This is a genomic window from Neisseria sp. P0009.S007 (assembly GCF_051962515.1).
On the sequence record NZ_JBQCVF010000004.1, the window covers coordinates 12,334 to 28,411 of the forward strand.

22 protein-coding genes are annotated in these 16,078 nt (G+C 47.8%); all 22 read right to left on the reverse strand.

Features of this window, described 5'->3' with window-relative positions:
* The gene (locus ACTHS3_RS01235; RefSeq protein WP_440366908.1) at positions 1 to 2,661 is read right to left on the reverse strand and encodes a phage tail tape measure protein; all 2,661 of its coding nucleotides are present in this window, start codon (positions 2,659 to 2,661) and stop codon (positions 1 to 3) included.
* A gap of 183 nt (positions 2,662 to 2,844) precedes the next feature.
* On the reverse strand, positions 2,845 to 3,213 hold the full coding sequence (locus ACTHS3_RS01240; protein ID WP_440366909.1) for a hypothetical protein: 369 nt from the start codon (positions 3,211 to 3,213) through the stop codon (positions 2,845 to 2,847).
* Between the two features lie 44 nt (positions 3,214 to 3,257).
* On the reverse strand, positions 3,258 to 3,764 hold the full coding sequence (locus ACTHS3_RS01245; protein ID WP_295697348.1) for a phage major tail tube protein: 507 nt from the start codon (positions 3,762 to 3,764) through the stop codon (positions 3,258 to 3,260).
* A gap of 13 nt (positions 3,765 to 3,777) precedes the next feature.
* Positions 3,778 to 4,956, reverse strand: coding sequence for a phage tail sheath subtilisin-like domain-containing protein (locus tag ACTHS3_RS01250; RefSeq protein ID WP_440366911.1), 1,179 nt, complete (start codon positions 4,954 to 4,956; stop codon positions 3,778 to 3,780).
* 89 nt (positions 4,957 to 5,045) lie between these two features.
* Positions 5,046 to 6,251, reverse strand: a complete 1,206-nt coding sequence (locus ACTHS3_RS01255) for a hypothetical protein (RefSeq protein ID WP_440366913.1) — start codon at positions 6,249 to 6,251, stop codon at positions 5,046 to 5,048.
* A complete protein-coding gene (locus tag ACTHS3_RS01260; protein WP_440366915.1) occupies positions 6,241 to 6,723 on the reverse strand; it encodes a hypothetical protein in 483 nt (160 codons plus the stop codon). The genes ACTHS3_RS01255 and ACTHS3_RS01260 overlap by 11 nt, the downstream gene beginning before the upstream one ends.
* Positions 6,724 to 7,347 (reverse strand): hypothetical protein, encoded by a 624-nt coding sequence (locus tag ACTHS3_RS01265; RefSeq protein ID WP_440366917.1) that lies wholly within the window; start codon positions 7,345 to 7,347, stop codon positions 6,724 to 6,726. It lies immediately after the preceding gene.
* Positions 7,328 to 9,937 carry a phage tail-collar fiber domain-containing protein gene (locus ACTHS3_RS01270; protein WP_440366919.1) on the reverse strand — a complete coding sequence of 870 codons (2,610 nt, stop codon included), beginning with the start codon at positions 9,935 to 9,937 and terminating at the stop codon, positions 7,328 to 7,330. The genes ACTHS3_RS01265 and ACTHS3_RS01270 overlap by 20 nt, the downstream gene beginning before the upstream one ends.
* Before the next feature lies 1 nt (position 9,938).
* Positions 9,939 to 10,577 (reverse strand): phage tail protein I, encoded by a 639-nt coding sequence (locus tag ACTHS3_RS01275; RefSeq protein ID WP_440366921.1) that lies wholly within the window; start codon positions 10,575 to 10,577, stop codon positions 9,939 to 9,941.
* Positions 10,570 to 11,481 (reverse strand): baseplate assembly protein, encoded by a 912-nt coding sequence (locus tag ACTHS3_RS01280; RefSeq protein WP_440366922.1) that lies wholly within the window; start codon positions 11,479 to 11,481, stop codon positions 10,570 to 10,572. The genes ACTHS3_RS01275 and ACTHS3_RS01280 overlap by 8 nt, the downstream gene beginning before the upstream one ends.
* A complete protein-coding gene (locus ACTHS3_RS01285) occupies positions 11,482 to 11,817 on the reverse strand; it encodes a GPW/gp25 family protein (RefSeq protein WP_440366391.1) in 336 nt (111 codons plus the stop codon).
* Positions 11,814 to 12,428: a phage baseplate assembly protein V gene (locus ACTHS3_RS01290; RefSeq protein WP_440366924.1), complete on the reverse strand. Its 615-nt coding sequence runs from the start codon at positions 12,426 to 12,428 to the stop codon at positions 11,814 to 11,816. The genes ACTHS3_RS01285 and ACTHS3_RS01290 overlap by 4 nt, the downstream gene beginning before the upstream one ends.
* Entirely contained in the window at positions 12,425 to 12,733 is a 309-nt protein-coding gene (locus ACTHS3_RS01295) for a hypothetical protein (protein ID WP_440366926.1), read from the reverse strand. Before ACTHS3_RS01295 ends, ACTHS3_RS01290 begins: the two co-directional genes overlap by 4 nt.
* Positions 12,734 to 12,820: 87 nt before the next feature.
* Positions 12,821 to 13,429 (reverse strand): phage virion morphogenesis protein, encoded by a 609-nt coding sequence (locus ACTHS3_RS01300; RefSeq protein ID WP_440366928.1) that lies wholly within the window; start codon positions 13,427 to 13,429, stop codon positions 12,821 to 12,823.
* A gap of 4 nt (positions 13,430 to 13,433) precedes the next feature.
* Positions 13,434 to 13,904: a phage tail protein gene (locus ACTHS3_RS01305; RefSeq protein ID WP_440366929.1), complete on the reverse strand. Its 471-nt coding sequence runs from the start codon at positions 13,902 to 13,904 to the stop codon at positions 13,434 to 13,436.
* Entirely contained in the window at positions 13,879 to 14,103 is a 225-nt protein-coding gene (locus ACTHS3_RS01310; protein ID WP_315115025.1) for a TraR/DksA family transcriptional regulator, read from the reverse strand. Before ACTHS3_RS01310 ends, ACTHS3_RS01305 begins: the two co-directional genes overlap by 26 nt.
* Before the next feature lie 27 nt (positions 14,104 to 14,130).
* Positions 14,131 to 14,364 carry an Rz1-like lysis system protein LysC gene (gene lysC, locus ACTHS3_RS01315; RefSeq protein WP_440366396.1) on the reverse strand — a complete coding sequence of 78 codons (234 nt, stop codon included), beginning with the start codon at positions 14,362 to 14,364 and terminating at the stop codon, positions 14,131 to 14,133.
* An 8-nt stretch (positions 14,365 to 14,372) separates the two neighbouring features.
* Complete coding sequence (locus ACTHS3_RS01320; protein WP_295697375.1) at positions 14,373 to 14,681, reverse strand: hypothetical protein; 309 nt, start codon at positions 14,679 to 14,681, stop codon at positions 14,373 to 14,375.
* A gap of 5 nt (positions 14,682 to 14,686) precedes the next feature.
* Positions 14,687 to 15,217, reverse strand: coding sequence for an N-acetylmuramoyl-L-alanine amidase (locus ACTHS3_RS01325; RefSeq protein WP_295697377.1), 531 nt, complete (start codon positions 15,215 to 15,217; stop codon positions 14,687 to 14,689).
* Positions 15,218 to 15,220: 3 nt separating this feature from the next.
* On the reverse strand, positions 15,221 to 15,499 hold the full coding sequence (locus ACTHS3_RS01330) for a phage holin family protein (RefSeq protein WP_440366932.1): 279 nt from the start codon (positions 15,497 to 15,499) through the stop codon (positions 15,221 to 15,223).
* Positions 15,500 to 15,501: 2 nt separating this feature from the next.
* Entirely contained in the window at positions 15,502 to 15,843 is a 342-nt protein-coding gene (locus tag ACTHS3_RS01335) for a putative holin (RefSeq protein ID WP_440366934.1), read from the reverse strand.
* A gap of 9 nt (positions 15,844 to 15,852) precedes the next feature.
* Positions 15,853 to 16,071 carry a tail protein X gene (locus ACTHS3_RS01340; protein ID WP_440366399.1) on the reverse strand — a complete coding sequence of 73 codons (219 nt, stop codon included), beginning with the start codon at positions 16,069 to 16,071 and terminating at the stop codon, positions 15,853 to 15,855.
* Positions 16,072 to 16,078: the final 7 nt, after the last annotated feature.

Genomic DNA, 16,078 nt, shown 5'->3' on the forward strand with positions numbered 1-16,078 from the left:
TTAATCCTTATCTGCGAACATTGAACGGGCGCGGCGCGCCTGATTACGGGCTACCTGCTCAATTTGCCGCGCGACTTCTTTTGCGATATCGACGGGCGAACTATTGCCGCCATTGATGTTGATGGAGATATTCATCGGCATAGCACCGCCGCCTGAACGGTTGAATCCGTCAGGCACTGCGACCGCTCCAACTAAAGACGGAGTAGGGCGGCCATTTTCAGACGGCCTTGCCAGTCCACTGGCCGAACCGCGTACAAATGACTGTAAAGAACCCATCTTCCCTCGCCCCCAATTGAGCGCAGCCATACCGCCACGGCGCAAGGCATCAACAATGCGCCATCCGCCAAAACGGGATACATCGTTTTGACTAAAAACAACCTCCCCCTTATGCACAATACCGGCTGCTTCATTACTACGGCCTGCGCCCGTATAACCACCGACAGAGAATCCTCTGTTTGGTACGCCGACACTGGCAGGCGTGGCACCGCCGCCTGAAATTGCACGCCTTACCCACTCCACAGCGGACCTTGCCGCTGCTTTCAATCGATCGAAATTGGCAATCAATCCAGCAATCACGCCAATTGGTCCAGTAAATGCGGCAATCAATGGATTTTGGCGGAAAACGTTTTTCAGCCAGTTCCAACCGGCAGTAAGTCCAGCTTTCAGCCTGTCAAAATTGGCAATCAGCCCGACAATTGCACCTATCGGCCCAGTAAAGGCCGCCAACAGCGGATTTTGGCGGAAAACGTTTTTCAGCCAATTCCACCCTGCAATCAGTGCGGCTTTTACCTTATCCCAGTTTGCCCATAATAGAATCAATGCACCAACCGCCAATGTCACGAACAGTACAATCGGGTTGGCCATCATTGCGGCGCGCAAGATCATCAAACCACTTTTCAGCATACCAAATGCGCTTAAAGCAGACGAACCAAGCGACAGAATGGCAAATTTAGCCATGACCATAGGTACCAACAGGGTAGACACAACCAAAGCCAAACCGCTCAAACCAACCAGCAGCATACTGCCCACAGCGACTACTTTCATAATACCGGCTGCAAGCTGAGGATTTGCGGCCGTCCATTGCGTAATTGCATTGAGCCAGCCACCAACAGTCGTCATCAGTCCTGACAACATACCGAATAATGCCTGTCCTGCGCCTGATTCTGCATTGAACAGCTGGTTCTTAAACACCTGCCATTTTGACGACATTGCACCCATACGGGTCTCAAACTCGCGCGCCATCGATCCGATGGCATCTTGCGAATTTGCCAGCTCCATTTGTCGCCGCCATTCTTCGGTATTACTGATTAAGCCTGCGAACACTTTGTTATATTCGCCGCCTGCCAATCCTTTTAAAATGCCTGCCTGCTCTTCTTTAGGCATTTTTTTTACTGCTTCGACAATCTGCATTACCGTTGCATTTGCATCTTCAACCATGCCTTTTTGTACGGTTTTTGCATCAAGCCCAATATCTTTCAAAGCTTCTCTTACCGGCTTCATATCCGGAGCGGTAGACAATCGGGTAAACAGTGCCGATACCGCGCCGGCGGCTGTTGAGTCATCAACGCCTTGAGAGAGCAGGGTAGAGCCTAATGCCGCTACGTTTTTCTCGCTGATTTTTGCCAGCCCCATTGAGCCGCTGACACGGTTCATATAGTCGATAATGGCTGCGCCGCTTGAAATCGCGTTGTCATCTAAGTAGTTGATAACATCGGCAAGGTCACGCCCTTGTTCAGCCGTCAGCTTAAAGTTGGCATTGATGCGCCCCAAGTTTTCAGCTAGACCGCCCATATCCTCTGCATCAAACGCCGTGGCGGCAGCAGCAGCGGTTTTGACATATTGAGCCAGCTCTTCGCGCGGCACATTCATGCGCGCGCCGGCCTCATACATCTCCATGATTTGAGTTGTCGCTACTGGCAACTCATTGCTCAAGCCCTGAATCTCGGTTCGGATTTTGGCGATTTCCGCGTGATTTAAGCTGTTATCCGCATTCTTCAATCCTTGCACTTGGCGGATCACACCCAGCATGGCATCTTCTTCGCTCATGCCTGCGCTGACTGCTTTTGCAGTCAACCCACCCAATGCCACGCCGCCCGCCATGCCTTTTGCTGCCATCCCCTGAATACGCCCTGCCATATCACTGGCATTACTAATGGCATTTTTTCTGTTGGCTATACGCTCTGCGGCCGCCTTTTGCTTATCCATCTTGGCGGTGGCTGCTTCTGTGCGCCGATCAAGCTCATGCTGAGCGGCGGCGGCATCACGGGCTTTTATTTTATGTTCTGACAGTTTTTTATTAAGTACCTCAAGGCTTTCTGTTTGCTTTTTTTGCTTCTCATTCAGCCTTTCACGGACAGATGCCAACCGTTCCATTTCGGCAGTTTGTGCTTTACTTGCGGTGCCGTTTTTTTTGATTTCCGCGTTTAATGCACTGACCGCTTTACGGTTTTCATTCATCTCGCGCGTGGTTTCACGGATTTTTGCGTCCAATCTTACGCGGTCTTCCACCAGCTTCTGAGCACGGCTAAGAGCCTTCAACTCTTCACTGGTTTTTGTCAGCTCTTTTGACAGACCACTTGCCGATGCTTTGATGCGCCCCAATGCACCGCTGGCCTTGTCATGAGCATCCATCAGAATTTTGACAACAAGGTTTTTACTCATCCGAATCTGCCTTATTGATTAAAATTGCCCGATTCGTCCAACGGATTAAATCGGGCAAGTTCAAGTCATACCAACCGGCCACACCGCCGCCAAATATGGCGGCACACTGGGCGATACAGTCGTCAATTGCGTTGTAATATTTTAAAGGTTGCTCATCATCATCAACGAGCAGCTCATAAATGCTTATTCGATCGGCGACACATCTTGCAAAGTCTTCGCCTCTGATTCGGATTCCGACAGGTAGCCCAGCTCTTTCAAATCCGCCATCATCTCCGTTCGGGCTTTCGGGGCGGCTGAAAAAAAATTTAAGGCAACGTTTATCAGCTGAGTATCCGACATTTTCAGCTTGAGATAGTCCAACTTAGTCAGCTTAGGCTCGGTAATGCGACCCACTAGCATACGCACTTGCTCTGTGTGCTTATGCTGTAAAAGGTCTTGCAGCAAGCCTTCCATATGGCGTGCAGTCGGCTCAATCATTTTGTATGTTTTACCGTTACTCAGGGTAATCTCGATGGTTTCTTCATCAATAATTTTGATGTTCTGCTCAGTCATTTTATTTCCTTTAGGCCGCCTGATTTTTTCAGACGGCCTTTAATTTACAAGCCCAAATTTTTACGCATACCGGCGAAGTAATCGCGACCGTTAATGATACATTTCAGATTCATCACATCAATCTCAATAATATCTTCGCCGTTTACCGATTCTTTCCAATACGTTAAGACATACTTAAACGTATGTTCCCCACCTTCGCCTGCTTTATCTTCGCTGGGTTCTACTTCCACAATGCGGCCGCGAAATTCGCCATACAGCATTTGGTGTTCTTCTTCGTCTTCTTTATGCAGGCTGCCTTGGTAGCGGACAAGATTGCCGCCAATTTTATGAGAAATAGATTTAAACAGCTCGACATCATAACCTTTAGACACCAATTCCAATTCCAGCTTCTCTACGCCATGAATAGCGGAAAGCTCAAAAGGAACGCCACCCGGTGTATAGTCTTCGGTTTTGAATTTTAGAGCAGGGCGTTTAACCGTCATGGTTACGCCATGTTTATTGAGGCCGTCTGTAAAAACGTTGAAGCTTTTGAGTAAACGCGGTAACTGCATATTTTTTTAACCTTTATACGGTAGTCGGTTTCATGTTGCTGGCAAACTCGATAACCTTATCTGTCAGATTGACAATAAATTTATCGCTCACATACTGATTCAACTCAATATTTTCCAGCGGCGGTGGCACGGTAAATTCGTAGTCGAATGCGAAAATACCGCTTGATACACGAGCCGTGCTGACTTTTTGACGGTCAATGCGTACCTCGGCACCAAGCAACCAGCCTTTAGCAACATATTCGCTCAGCTTGGCATTGATACTCATCAAAATATCAATCATTAAGCTTGGATGCATTGGCTTATCCATTGCCCACAAGAAACTTGTGGCGATGGTTTCTTTAATTAGGTTTGACATACGCACGGTAGGCTCGAACGCCCAAACAGGATCTTCGGAACAAGTGCGGTTACCCCATACACGATAGCCGTTCTCACGAATCAATACGGTGACATCGGCGTTGTTGATGGTGTTTGCCTCACTATTTTTATCCAGCAAGCCGAAAGAGCGCGGATTTGAGAGGCCGCTCACACCTAAAATCTCAGTATTTGAGATAGATTTATGAGGACCAATAGAATCATCCAATCGCGCACGCGCACCAAGAATACGACCGATAGTAGCGGCCTTGCCGGTGGTTTCATCGGCATCATTGAAGCTTGTAAAATCACCATCAACCAACATAAGGAAACGAGAACCAAAGTTTTTGCGGTATGTTTTAACTTCTTCCAAGTCATCCGCAGTAGCGCACGATGCGTACACAAATGCACCCAGTGCCTCAGCCACTGCGACCATCTCGGTAGTCACATCCTGTACGTCCAATTCAGGCGCGCCGATAATATTTGGGCGAAAGCCTGTAACAGCCGCAGCTTTACGCAAAGCTTTCACACCTGCAATAACGTTGGCTTTTTGAGCTTCTGCCTCGCTATTTGATGATACGCGGACAACAATTACACGCGCATCTGCTTGGTCTAAGATGCCATCGAGTACCTTGTACAACGTACCGGTCTTACCTGCCTTATCGATTACAGCGGCAACAGATGTAGTAAACACTGGCTTATCGAGAGGGAATACATTTTCATCTGCATCATCCGCAATGGCGACAATGCCAATGATATTACTGGTAACATCGGCAATAGGGCGCAAACCCTTTGTGTATTCATTGGCGGTTACGCCGTGCATACGGTTTACTTGAGACATAGGACAACCTTTTAAAATTTCATAAAATTCAACACTTTTTACCGCTTTTTCTCTGCCTTTTCATCATCATCAGAATCTAATCGTGCTTTTTAGGTATCTGCCATCTCTTCAACATAGAGATACACCGAATACTCCACATCAATTTTTTCTTTTGCCATATTCGAGCGGACAAAAACACCTCTACTTGTTTTAGCAGATAAGTTGAGCGTCAAAAACAATACCGGCAAGCGTTTTAAATGCTCCAATTGAATATGAATCTTCGGATCTGTGTATTCCTGAGAAAAAGAGACCTCTGCCCATGTATAACCGCCATCCGCCCAAATGGCTTGAGGCAAGTGAATTTTTTCACGCTTTGGCTTTTTCAACAGAGCGCGCAGAGCCGCAACTTCTGATGCTGTTTCGCTCTGCTGGCGAACAATACCCTCCATCTCGGCTACTTTGGCGCGCAACGATTCAAGTGCAGTAGGATTCGCTGATTCCGCCGCTGCACGTTTTGCCTCTTCTAATTTAGGCAATATAGAACTGATTTGATTGTTGATTTCCTCAATCTCAGCAGATTCCTCTGCCTGATTGACGGCTTGCCGCAGCCCGTCAAGCTGCTGCTTCAAGGCAATTACTTCTTTATTCGACTGCACCGCCCGATTCACTGCTTCCTCAAGTTTTAGCCGCTGAGCTGCCAAATCTTGAGCAACATTAGATAATTGACCCTGCGCATTCTCCAAGTCAGTCAATCGCTGCGCCAGCGTGCCGGCTGATGCAATTGCCGCCTGTGCCAAATCAAGGCGTTCTGATAAGGCTGCGATCTCTTCTGACTCTTCGGCAGCTTTGACTTCCCCTCTCAATGCCTCAATTTCCGCTTCTAAACGTGCAATCACATTGCGATCAAGCAGCTCTGAATTCGCGGTATGAATAACAACCAATTCCGGTGCAACTGCAATTTCGACAGTTTCATCATGCAGCAGGCCGTCTGAACCTTCGCCAGCCGATAATTTACCGATTGACGGCGTGACGTGTATTTTCCCGCGCAAATATGTTTTTACAACATCGCCAAAAGCGGCGCGAAAATCATAATCAGCCACCACCCAATCAAATGTTGCAGTTTGCGCCGCAGAAAAATCAATCACTACACCACGCTCAGTAATCGCCACAGATGGCGATATTTTGCTGCCTTCCACTGTCATTACGGTGAATAACAGATTTGCTTTTGACAAGTCCAATGGGGAGCCGCCCGAAGATAAATCCAAGCGGAATCGATGAGTATCGCCTTGATAGATATGTAGGTCTTTATTTTGCATAGCCTGAACCGTAACGATTGGCAATCATAGTCGGGGTAAATAGATGAGGATTACTGAACCCCAACGCGTGCGCACACCATTCTGAGCAGAACCATTTGTTTTTTGATTGCTGAATTTTCAACCGGCGGAAAATTGATTTCGTACACAGCACACCTTTTAGGTCGTACTTTGCGCCTTTAGTATCACGCCATAGCTTCATCGTTTTCCCATAGTTCAGATTAGGCTTTGGCAGCTCAATCAAATCCCATTTGTCAGACGGTAACTCCATACGTTTACAACGGACACCACCATCGCGGAAAGATGAGGAATAGCAGTCAAACTGTCCGTCAGGCATCTGAATAGCGATTTCACAATGAGAATACTCGCCGCGTGTTGCCTTTCGGATCCCCCAGTCAATGAAGCAATAAATCAGGTCTTTGGGCGATTTGATTTGTTTTCGGCCTTTGTACAATGCCAAATAAACTTTACTCATTCAGACGGCCTCCGGCAGCTTAAACTCGATTTTGATTTTGTCTAAGGCTGATTTGGTTTTGGCAGCCTCGATTTGGTCTTGGATTGCTTGACGTTGACCGGCAACAATGGCAGACAGGGCGGAATATGCCAGGGATTTTTTTAGAGCGGCCGCTTTGAGCTTGTCTTTGTCCAAGCCGCGCGCGGCTGCAATGCCGTCTAGGATTGGGGTAGCGGCTGATTTATCGGCCGCCCACGCCTGCGCCTCGGTTGACTGGAGCGGCCATGTCGCCAACTCGAAATCGGGGACTTGGCTCGCTCCGGAGTGGGCGTCAACAAAGTTTTGGGCGGCGGCGTTGAGTTTTGTCAGCAGATCGGCTTTTAAATCTGCCAGATTTGCCGTTTCCAATGGGGTCAGGCTGACACGGTCAGGTAGACTGCCGATTTCTTTCCATACTTGCGCGCCGTCTTTGCTAAAGACGACCGCGCCGCGATAATCTGGGAGTACTTCCCAGCTCTCGCCCGTCCATCTTGCCGCTTGGTTTTCTTGCAGCGGCGGCACTTCGGCTTCGATACTTTGACGGCCGTCGTCAAAATATTGCTCTTCCACAAAAAGGCCGTCTGAATCAATTACGCATCTTGTCATTTTTTAATTCCTTGTTTTCGTTTTCCAATTTTTCAACTTTCTCAGCCAACTCTTGGATGGCTTTTGCCAAAACTGGGATAAAAGTTTCATATTCAATGGTGTAGGTGTCGTTTTTGATATTGACCATAGGCAGGCGGCCGTATTCTTGCTCCAGCGCGGCGATGTCCTGGGCAATAAACCAATGCTGGAGCCGTTCTTCTTTATGGCTGCCGTCTTTGGTTGGGTTCTTCCACCATTCGCGCACTTTGGCGGCGCGCTCTTCTTCTGGCAGGTCTTGGAAAAGCTCATCAACGTAGGCATCACGGCGGTCGTAGTAGCCTGTGACCGGCTTCAGTTTCATGACAAATTGCAGGCCGTCTGAAAGCGGTTTGATGTCGGTTTTATCGCGGCCGTCGGAGCGGATGTTGACGGCGGTGGGCGCGTATAAAGTTTGCCCCTGTGTGCCGATTTGGATCTCGTTGTCTCCGTTGATGCGCGCGCCGTAGCCGATAGCGATGGAGTTTGTGATTTTGTTTTTTAAAATATCGCCTTGAACATTTCGATATCCGGCACTATCGCCGATGGCAACGCATTTCTCACTACTCGCTGTCGGCATCGTCCAATACCCGATGGCGGTCGTTGATATATGACCACCAGTCCGCAATGATGATGCCCCAATGGCGGTTGATTTTTGATAATTTTCTCCCGATAACGCAGCATCGGCGCCGATGATGGTCGAATAACCTGCCGTTAAAGCCTTATTCATCGCGTTCGCGCCGATGACTGTCAGCTCTTCGTTTAGGGTTGCTGATGAGGTATCAGAAAAAACGAACTTCAATTCGGCAGAGCCGGAGGCTGTCAGCTCTTTTGAGCTATTAACTGTCAGATTATTGCCGCTAACCGATACTACTTTCACGGGGATAACGTCGTTTTGTAAGGTCTGCGCTGTGCCTGATGTCAGGCGGATGCCTACCCAATAATTAACCTTAGCCCCTCGAATATTATTAAATGTCAAAGTAATAGTATTCGCCGATTGTGTGTAGCTGCCTGTTTCTGTGCCTGTCCAGACAACATTTCCGCCGTTTGGGGCGCGGTTTTTTTCGAGGCTTTCCATTGCGTTCGCGCCGATAACGGTCAGTTTCTCGGCGGTTTTGGTATTTCTTGCGGCGTTGCCGCCGATTGCGGTTTGAGCGGCGCGGCCTTGATATGTTTGCAAGACGGCCTCGCCGATTGCGATTGTTCTCGATGTTGGAGACGGCCAGAAAACTTCGATGTCGCCAGTCAAACCGACAGGAGCCGTTCCTGCCATCGCGCCTGCGCCAAGCGCAATATTTGATGAGCCTTCGCCCAAGCCTTGCCCGGCGTTTCGTCCGATGGAAACATTAGAAAAACCGCTTGTAATTCCTCGGCCAGCATTGCCGCCGATGCCGATGTTTCGTGTTCCTGCCATTTTTGACTGGTCGTACCATTCTGTTTCGGCTTGCACGTTGATCAGGCTGTCTGCGCCGATGGCGATGTTGTCTCGGCTGATGCGCGAAAAGCCCTGCGCGCGGTCGCCGATGGCGATGCCGGAAACGCATTTCTCGGTTTTTGCCATCGCGCCCTCGCCAATGACGATGATTCCTGCGCCTGTCCATTCGTTAGATTTTAGATTTGCGGCCGCGCCTGTGCCGCTAATAAATCGCCCGATGCCGCTGCGGATTGGCTGATATGGCATATCGACGGTCGCGCCGTTGACGGTAAATTGGCCGTTTCCGTATTTGTTTTTTGTTTGATATTTTTTATTTGTATCGATTTTTAAGCCTAAGCAATCAACAAACACGCCCAACGCTGCGCGCTCGGCGGCCTCGATGGTCTCGGCTGCGTTGTTTTTTGATTCGGCAAAGCCAAAATCGCGAATGCTCAAGGTGGTGTATTGGCGCAGCCAGCGTGTGCCTGATTCGCCGACGATGACTGTGGCGGCGTTGTCTGTGGCGGCGTTGTCTGTTAATGCTTGGTTGTCCGATTTGACAAACACGCCGCCGCCGCCAGCGATGCCCTCGTGATAGTTTTCGACGATGACGACGGATGCGCCCGGCTTATTAAATTCGCGCAGGGCGGCAATGCTTGGGACGCGGTAGGTAACGTTGCTGAATTTTTTATTTACGGTTTGCTCAACAAATTCGCGCGTTGCCAAAACGACAGCCGGGTCAACTTTTAACGCAACTGCACCAGTATTATCGACCTGAATAATCATACGAACGACTTGCTGACTTGCTGTCCCACTATTTGCGCGCGGCTTGTAGTTGTCAGGTAAATTACCAACAGCAATCAATGTACCATCGGCTGCAAACAAACCCACTTCACGAATTGTGAAATCTCCTTCTTCTTCAGGAATCAGCAATTCTGCAATAATTTGATTTCGGTTGTTTTCATCAATCTGTAACAGGTTGACGTTTGCCCGATAAACTTCGCGCTTAAGCGATACCATATCGGTTGACGGTGTAACTGCTTTACCGCCGCCGTCCCCCACAGCCATATGCGTTAATCCGACAACCGTACCTAATGCCGTTGCCTTTGCAATACGCTCCGTACCTGCTGAGGTAACAATGGTGTAATACTGTTGATTCATGCTATACCTTTGGATTGATTGTAATAATTTCGACTCGCTGAGCGGCGGCAGAAACCTGACCGGCTGGAGGCATTGAAATAATTGGCTTGATATATGGATAAATGGTGACGATATCGGCGCGCAATGTAGCTGCCGACGTATTCAGACGGCCTCGAGTGATGACACCAACCGTTAAACCGCTGATGTGGCGTGATACAGGCTTTGTTTCCGAAAACAACCGTACAAGCTCTTTAAATTCGACTTCGCCAATGACGGCGTTTTCAGACAATACTGTGATGCCGAATGTACCCGGCACGCCTTGAGGATTAGCCTGCCACCATTCGGTAATTTTTATTTTCAGGCCGAAAATTGAGGCGACACGCTCAAGCGCGGAAATCGTGCCTTTATGCTTATGGTTGTAATACGCGGCAGCAACCACATCGCGCTTCACTTGCTCAGGCCATTCATCTGACCAATAATCCACGCTTCTTGCCCAAGCCAAGTAGGGCAGCAGATGTAAAGGGCAGGTCTGCGGATTCCACAGGTCACGAATAGGATGAGGGATAGGGTAAATTTGTGAGCGCGAGAGTTTATGCTCCAGCTCAGTTTTACTTGATGGCTGGGCAGTATTTTGATGGTATTGCCATTTAAAATTACTCATTCCAACCGCCCCAATTCACGGTAATACCTACACAACGGGCTGCCTGAGTGGGCGATACAGCAATATTTGCTACTGGCTGAGCAATGGCAACGTCTTGCACGCCTTCAACGCGCAAAGCCTTGTAAATCATAGAGAGTGATACATCTCGACCGATTAAAAAGTTTTCCTCAACTGCTTTTTTCAAAGCTGCTTCCGCTTCTGTCAAAATCGGCACATAGTCTGGAGTGGCATACATTTTTAGCGTTGCCTCAACTCGATACTCCAGTACCTCTGCGGCTTTAACTTCTACACGATCTGCAACAGGTCGGCGGTTTTTAGCGTTCACCGCCTCTGATACTTTATCCAATACCACTTTCTCAACTACACCTGTTTCGGCATGGCCTAAAACGGTCACTACAACATGAGCAGGGGATGGACTGACGGCGGATACATCTTTAATTGAGCCATCGGCACGGCGCGCTAAATTTATATAGGCAGCTTCAGGACCGGCAGTCGATAAAACCTCAAATGCCTCTTGTACGCGGCGGCGCAAGGCTTCGTCCGACTCTAAAATCTCTTCTTTAGGAGGATTAACGGTATCGTCAGCAGCCTGTATTACCAAGCGTTCAATATCGTAGTTTGCCGCAATCTGGTCTAAATCTGCCCCTTTGGCATAGGCCAGCATTAAAGACTGAGCCGATTCATTCAACTCCTGTCTAAACAACAATTCTGCGTACGCACACTCTTCCAAAAGCTTTGTTACCGGCTCGGATTCCAAAGCCAATACCGTGCGCCAATATTCCTGCTCTTCAGATGGATATTCATTGATAAACCGTTCTTTTCGTGCAGCCAAAATCGCCTCATAGTCAAGCTGCTTCACTACTTCAGGAGGGGGGATTTTTGATAAGTCGGTAATCTTTGCCATTTAAATATCTGCAATCTCAAATGTTTCTTTTACACCGCTCGATACGATGACGGTTTCCAGCCATATTTTCAGACGGCCTTCCGCCGCACTTTCTGCATCAAAGCGGACAGCTTCGATTTTTACGCGCGGCTCCCACGCTGCAAGCGCAGAAACAACCGCCTGCTGACAAGCCAGTACAACCGGCGGAATCAGCGGCATATCAATTAAATATGGCAATATTGAGCCGTAGTCTTCGCGCATAATACGGCTGCCAATACGGGTGAATAGGATGTTTTTAATACTCTGAGCAATATGATCCTTAAGAGGCATTCCTTGACCAGTTTCGGCATTTGTCATTTGTTTGGTTTCCCTGTATTACCGCCTGATGTCAGGTCAGGATGATTGTGATCGTCAAGCTGAACGCCATTGCTTACAACCTTGCCTTCATTGTTAAATTCGCCAATATGATTGAAACTGCCCTCAATAGTTGTTCCGCTTCCACCGCTACCGCTCATACCGCCGCTGTATGTCAGCAACCCATGCACGTGGAGCTGACCTTTTACCTCTGTCATTGGTGTATCAATAGTGACTTGAACAGATGCCTCAACATCTGCCGTCTTGATACCTTCTGCTTTAAGTGCGCCTGATTGATGGTCATATTTTATTTTTGCGCCATCTGGAAATTTAATAACAGTCTCATTAGGGCTTGATGACGGGGACGGGAATGAATCCGATGCGATACCCACCATGACAAACCCATTCTCTGTCTCTCCACTAGGGCTAAATACCACGCCCATTTCTCCGACAGATGGCAAACGCCAGACGGATACACCACCGGCGGCAGGGACAAAATATTGCAACCAATCTGTCGTCAATCCTCCATGCTTCATACGAATACGGTTTTTATTCGGATCGACTTCTGCTACCGTGCCAATTTTGATTAAATTCTCGATTTGGCGTTGTGTCATAAAATTACCTTATCTCCGACACGGCATTTTTCTGCTGCTTCTCTTGTCTTAAATTCAATTCTTCTTTCGCCACAAGGTCCGCTGTCATAGGCAACTAGTACGCGGCGATAATACAGACCGCAGAAAAACAATGGGCGGCTTAAAATTTGTACAATTCGTGCTTCCAGCAAAATAAAGTCCTTATATTGATTGAGCCGCCGACTGGGGACGGCAGACGGCGGCTCGGTGCCGTCTTTCCGGCTGTCAGGAGCTAAATGGCAAAATGGCTTAATCGAGTGGCTATTATTTCTCCATGCGCTTTTCATGTAAATTTGATTGATTCTTTAGTGTGATTTTAAGATTTCAGCGCGAAATAAAAGGCCGCCTGATTTCAGACGGCCTTATTTTTTAGTTTAAATTCCCTTTGCTACGGATTTAATAATCTCAGTCTCAATGTAAGATAAATCCGAATCAGACAATCCTACCAATTCACGGCTTGTCAGATTTTTACGGCTGTCACCGTAATGGTGTTCGGCAGCAATCTTCGCAGGAGTACCACCTAAAAAACCAATAACTGCCTCATTGGAAGTGTTCTTGCTACGCAGGTATTTAGGGCGTGATATTTTCTGAAACATCCGCGCTTTTTTATTGTTGCGCCCATCAAAGTAAATGTTTTCACGAAGATACCCACTCATTTTTTTTGGCTCTCCTTCTTTCCGGCCAATGATTTTTTCACCCTCTTGCCGAATATATGCCAAAGCCAAATCCCTTTGTTTAAAGTAATTGAACTTTTTACCTTTTAGCAGGGCCTCTCCATTTCTTAAGCCTCGCATTTTCCAACGATCACCCTGTCTTCCTGCCATTGGAGAGCCGTCAGGCTGTATATTTCCACGAACACGGGCAGCGTTTCGTTTGCGGACCTCAATCGATATGGTGCGCAACATGGCACTGCGCTCAGCAGGGCTGAGGTTTTTTATCAGGGCATCAACGCTTTGAATGAAATTATTAAGACCATCTTCCATCTCATCAACCCACCTGTTTATCATCGACCACGCCAAGCGCAGCGGCAAAATCGCCCAGTACCATATCACTATCGTATTGAGGCTCTTTTTTAGTTTTGACGTTCAGACGGCCTTTTTCGTCAAGACGGACAAGTATATTTTCTGTCAGGCGAAGCTGAATCAACACATCCCAAGTATCTGAATCGATTGGCTCAGCTTCAAAAGTGTAGGCTTTATTACCGTTTGTTCCCGGCTCGAGTATATCGGGCTGATTACGCTGTAACCAATAAATTACTGCGATATTAAGCCGTGTCAGCTTATCTTCTGCCAACTCTAAAGCCATAATATTGAGCGTGTAAGAAACGGCATGACTCAGCGTGCCACGATTTGGCTTAATCTCACCGCCATCGATATAAATCCGCAAGCGGTCCGGGTGCATCGCTAATTCTGGTAAGGCATCTTGGATCGCCTTACGGAGTGAAACGGGTTTTTCCATACTTTTCAATCTCTTCTTGGCAACTTATACAACATCGGCAACCGCTGACAGCTTGACGGCGCGCCTCTGATATTGGTTCACCGCACTCTTCACATTCATACGCCGACGGAGTAGGGTCAAACTGCTCTTTGTGCTTTAAAAGCCAGTAATCTCGCTGTTTTTGTTCCAATTCGGCAGCTCTATCAAATATATCAGTCATTTCAGGCTTTCTTGGACGGCAGCCAAACTATTGCTGACCCACGCAAGCCGCCAGTGCATCACGATATGCTTTACAGGCATTGTATGCAGCGCGATAGGCAGTAAATCCATGCAACAAATCGGCATTGGTAGTGATTTGACCAACATCCACACGGCATTGTGGCACAGGCGGACATGATGATACTGGGTTGGGCGCAGTAGGTTTTGCACACCCAACCAACAACCATGCAAACATTAAAACGGCAAAAAAGGCTTCTTTCATTTGATGCTCTATTGTTGATTAATTGCTGCGGCCACATCAGCAGGCAGCTCTTGGTTTGCCCACTGAGGATTTTTAGCCACGGCAGCAGAAACTGCGGCAGACTTTACTGCCGCCGCTTGGTTTAGTTTGTCGATTTCGGCTTGTAAGGCTTGGGTACGAGTTCGGCTCTGCTGCGCATCGGCATTTGCCTGATTCAGCTGATTTTGCAGGTTGTCAATTTTGGCGGCACGCGCATGGCTGATTTTGACCTGCATGATGATAACCAACAATTCAATCAAAACTACTGCAACCAAAGCTAAGGTAATTTTAATTTTCATAATGCTTACACGAGCTTTGCAATCGCATCAGCGATAGCGCGGCAAATCGTCCATTTTTTTTGTTTGAATTCGGCAAGGTCTTTATCATTACTGATAAAGAATGGTTCAAATACAATGCCCCCGTTTTGGGCATAGGCAAGGCGGGAATGCTGACCGGCGTTGTCCGGTTTAAATCCTGATTCACCGCGCAAACGCCAGCCTGTAACCGCCGCGACGGCATTACTGATTGCTTGACAGGCAGCTTTATTGCGCGGCAGGCTGAGAGCCTCAATACCTGTGGCTGTTTTATTGGCCGCCGCGTTCGTATGAAACTCGACCGCAATATTAGAGCCACGAATAAGGGTAATGGCTTTTGCCAGTGGCAGATTCCCTTTGCCTTCGCCATCTGTTTTCACTGTCATACCATAATCATTGCGCAGGATATTAGCCACGATATTGCGCATATCTTGCGCCAAATCGGCTTCACGGTCAGACCCGTTGACTGCGCCCGGGTCAGTGTTGCTGTGGCCGGCTGTCAGGCAAATAAGTTTACTCATGCTTTACTCTCTTTTCTTTGCTGGATGAATTTTATTGATGTTTCCGCCAGCCCAAACTACCGCGCCGGTATGTAGGGCAAGCCCAAATATAAGCAGCCAAATAGCCAGCCACTTCAATCCAAAAGCGGCACAGAATGCGAGTGAGCCAAGCCATACAAAAGTAATATAGGCAATCGCCGATGATAATGGCTTGTGTGTTTTCCCACGCGTATCAAACATAATGATTCTGGCGGCGGCTGTGGCCGCCAAAACAATAACAGCAGTTGTCTGTACTTTATCCATCCTTACTCCTTTCTAGGCCATCCGTTGACAATGGTCATCAGCTTTTGCAGCACCAGTACAAGCAGGGCAGAAGATAATGCGGCAGACGTAAATGAGTTGATATGAAGCCAATCACCGGGGATTACCCAGTTCAAAACTTCTTCCGCTGAGTCATAGCCAAAAATACCGCCGCAAAATGAGACGGCAAACAGCCATGCTTTCGAAATTGACCCATATGTTTTTTGGCTCAGAACAAATAGACTTGCACCAATTAATGCCCCAAATGCAACTGAGGCGTGGACGTGATAACTGCCAATAACAATCACGGCGGCGTTGATGGCAGTGGTGGTTTTATCGGATTGCATGACGTTTTTTTAATCCCATAGGTTTATTGTTTTGATAACAGCAACTGCGGCAGTGTCTACGGCAGGCATTACAATTTTTAATCCAGCCGGTAGGAGTAGGGGATATAGATTTAAATCAGGATTTGCCGCCAGCACATCTACAATGTATTTTGAACTGCCATAAAATGCGGCAGTAATACCGGCGGCAGTATCTCCCTCTTTAGTAATAATCGTGTTGATTTTTGCCATTTTTATA

Excerpts from the sequence above, each read along its gene's own strand:
- ACTHS3_RS01235 (WP_440366908.1), bottom strand. The coding sequence starts at position 2,661 with ATGAGTAAAAACCTTGTTGTCAAAATTCTGATGGATGCTCATGACAAG.
- ACTHS3_RS01240 (WP_440366909.1), bottom strand. The coding sequence starts at position 3,213 with ATGACTGAGCAGAACATCAAAATTATTGATGAAGAAACCATCGAGATT.
- ACTHS3_RS01245 (WP_295697348.1), bottom strand. The coding sequence starts at position 3,764 with ATGCAGTTACCGCGTTTACTCAAAAGCTTCAACGTTTTTACAGACGGC.
- ACTHS3_RS01250 (WP_440366911.1), bottom strand. The coding sequence starts at position 4,956 with ATGTCTCAAGTAAACCGTATGCACGGCGTAACCGCCAATGAATACACA.
- ACTHS3_RS01255 (WP_440366913.1), bottom strand. The coding sequence starts at position 6,251 with ATGCAAAATAAAGACCTACATATCTATCAAGGCGATACTCATCGATTC.
- ACTHS3_RS01260 (WP_440366915.1), bottom strand. The coding sequence starts at position 6,723 with ATGAGTAAAGTTTATTTGGCATTGTACAAAGGCCGAAAACAAATCAAA.
- ACTHS3_RS01265 (WP_440366917.1), bottom strand. The coding sequence starts at position 7,347 with ATGACAAGATGCGTAATTGATTCAGACGGCCTTTTTGTGGAAGAGCAA.
- ACTHS3_RS01270 (WP_440366919.1), bottom strand. The coding sequence starts at position 9,937 with ATGAATCAACAGTATTACACCATTGTTACCTCAGCAGGTACGGAGCGT.
- ACTHS3_RS01275 (WP_440366921.1), bottom strand. The coding sequence starts at position 10,577 with ATGAGTAATTTTAAATGGCAATACCATCAAAATACTGCCCAGCCATCA.
- ACTHS3_RS01280 (WP_440366922.1), bottom strand. The coding sequence starts at position 11,481 with ATGGCAAAGATTACCGACTTATCAAAAATCCCCCCTCCTGAAGTAGTG.
- ACTHS3_RS01285 (WP_440366391.1), bottom strand. The coding sequence starts at position 11,817 with ATGACAAATGCCGAAACTGGTCAAGGAATGCCTCTTAAGGATCATATT.
- ACTHS3_RS01290 (WP_440366924.1), bottom strand. The coding sequence starts at position 12,428 with ATGACACAACGCCAAATCGAGAATTTAATCAAAATTGGCACGGTAGCA.
- ACTHS3_RS01295 (WP_440366926.1), bottom strand. The coding sequence starts at position 12,733 with ATGAAAAGCGCATGGAGAAATAATAGCCACTCGATTAAGCCATTTTGC.
- ACTHS3_RS01300 (WP_440366928.1), bottom strand. The coding sequence starts at position 13,429 with ATGGAAGATGGTCTTAATAATTTCATTCAAAGCGTTGATGCCCTGATA.
- ACTHS3_RS01305 (WP_440366929.1), bottom strand. The coding sequence starts at position 13,904 with ATGGAAAAACCCGTTTCACTCCGTAAGGCGATCCAAGATGCCTTACCA.
- ACTHS3_RS01310 (WP_315115025.1), bottom strand. The coding sequence starts at position 14,103 with ATGACTGATATATTTGATAGAGCTGCCGAATTGGAACAAAAACAGCGA.
- lysC (WP_440366396.1), bottom strand. The coding sequence starts at position 14,364 with ATGAAAGAAGCCTTTTTTGCCGTTTTAATGTTTGCATGGTTGTTGGTT.
- ACTHS3_RS01320 (WP_295697375.1), bottom strand. The coding sequence starts at position 14,681 with ATGAAAATTAAAATTACCTTAGCTTTGGTTGCAGTAGTTTTGATTGAA.
- ACTHS3_RS01325 (WP_295697377.1), bottom strand. The coding sequence starts at position 15,217 with ATGAGTAAACTTATTTGCCTGACAGCCGGCCACAGCAACACTGACCCG.
- ACTHS3_RS01330 (WP_440366932.1), bottom strand. The coding sequence starts at position 15,499 with ATGGATAAAGTACAGACAACTGCTGTTATTGTTTTGGCGGCCACAGCC.
- ACTHS3_RS01335 (WP_440366934.1), bottom strand. The coding sequence starts at position 15,843 with ATGCAATCCGATAAAACCACCACTGCCATCAACGCCGCCGTGATTGTT.
- ACTHS3_RS01340 (WP_440366399.1), bottom strand. The coding sequence starts at position 16,071 with ATGGCAAAAATCAACACGATTATTACTAAAGAGGGAGATACTGCCGCC.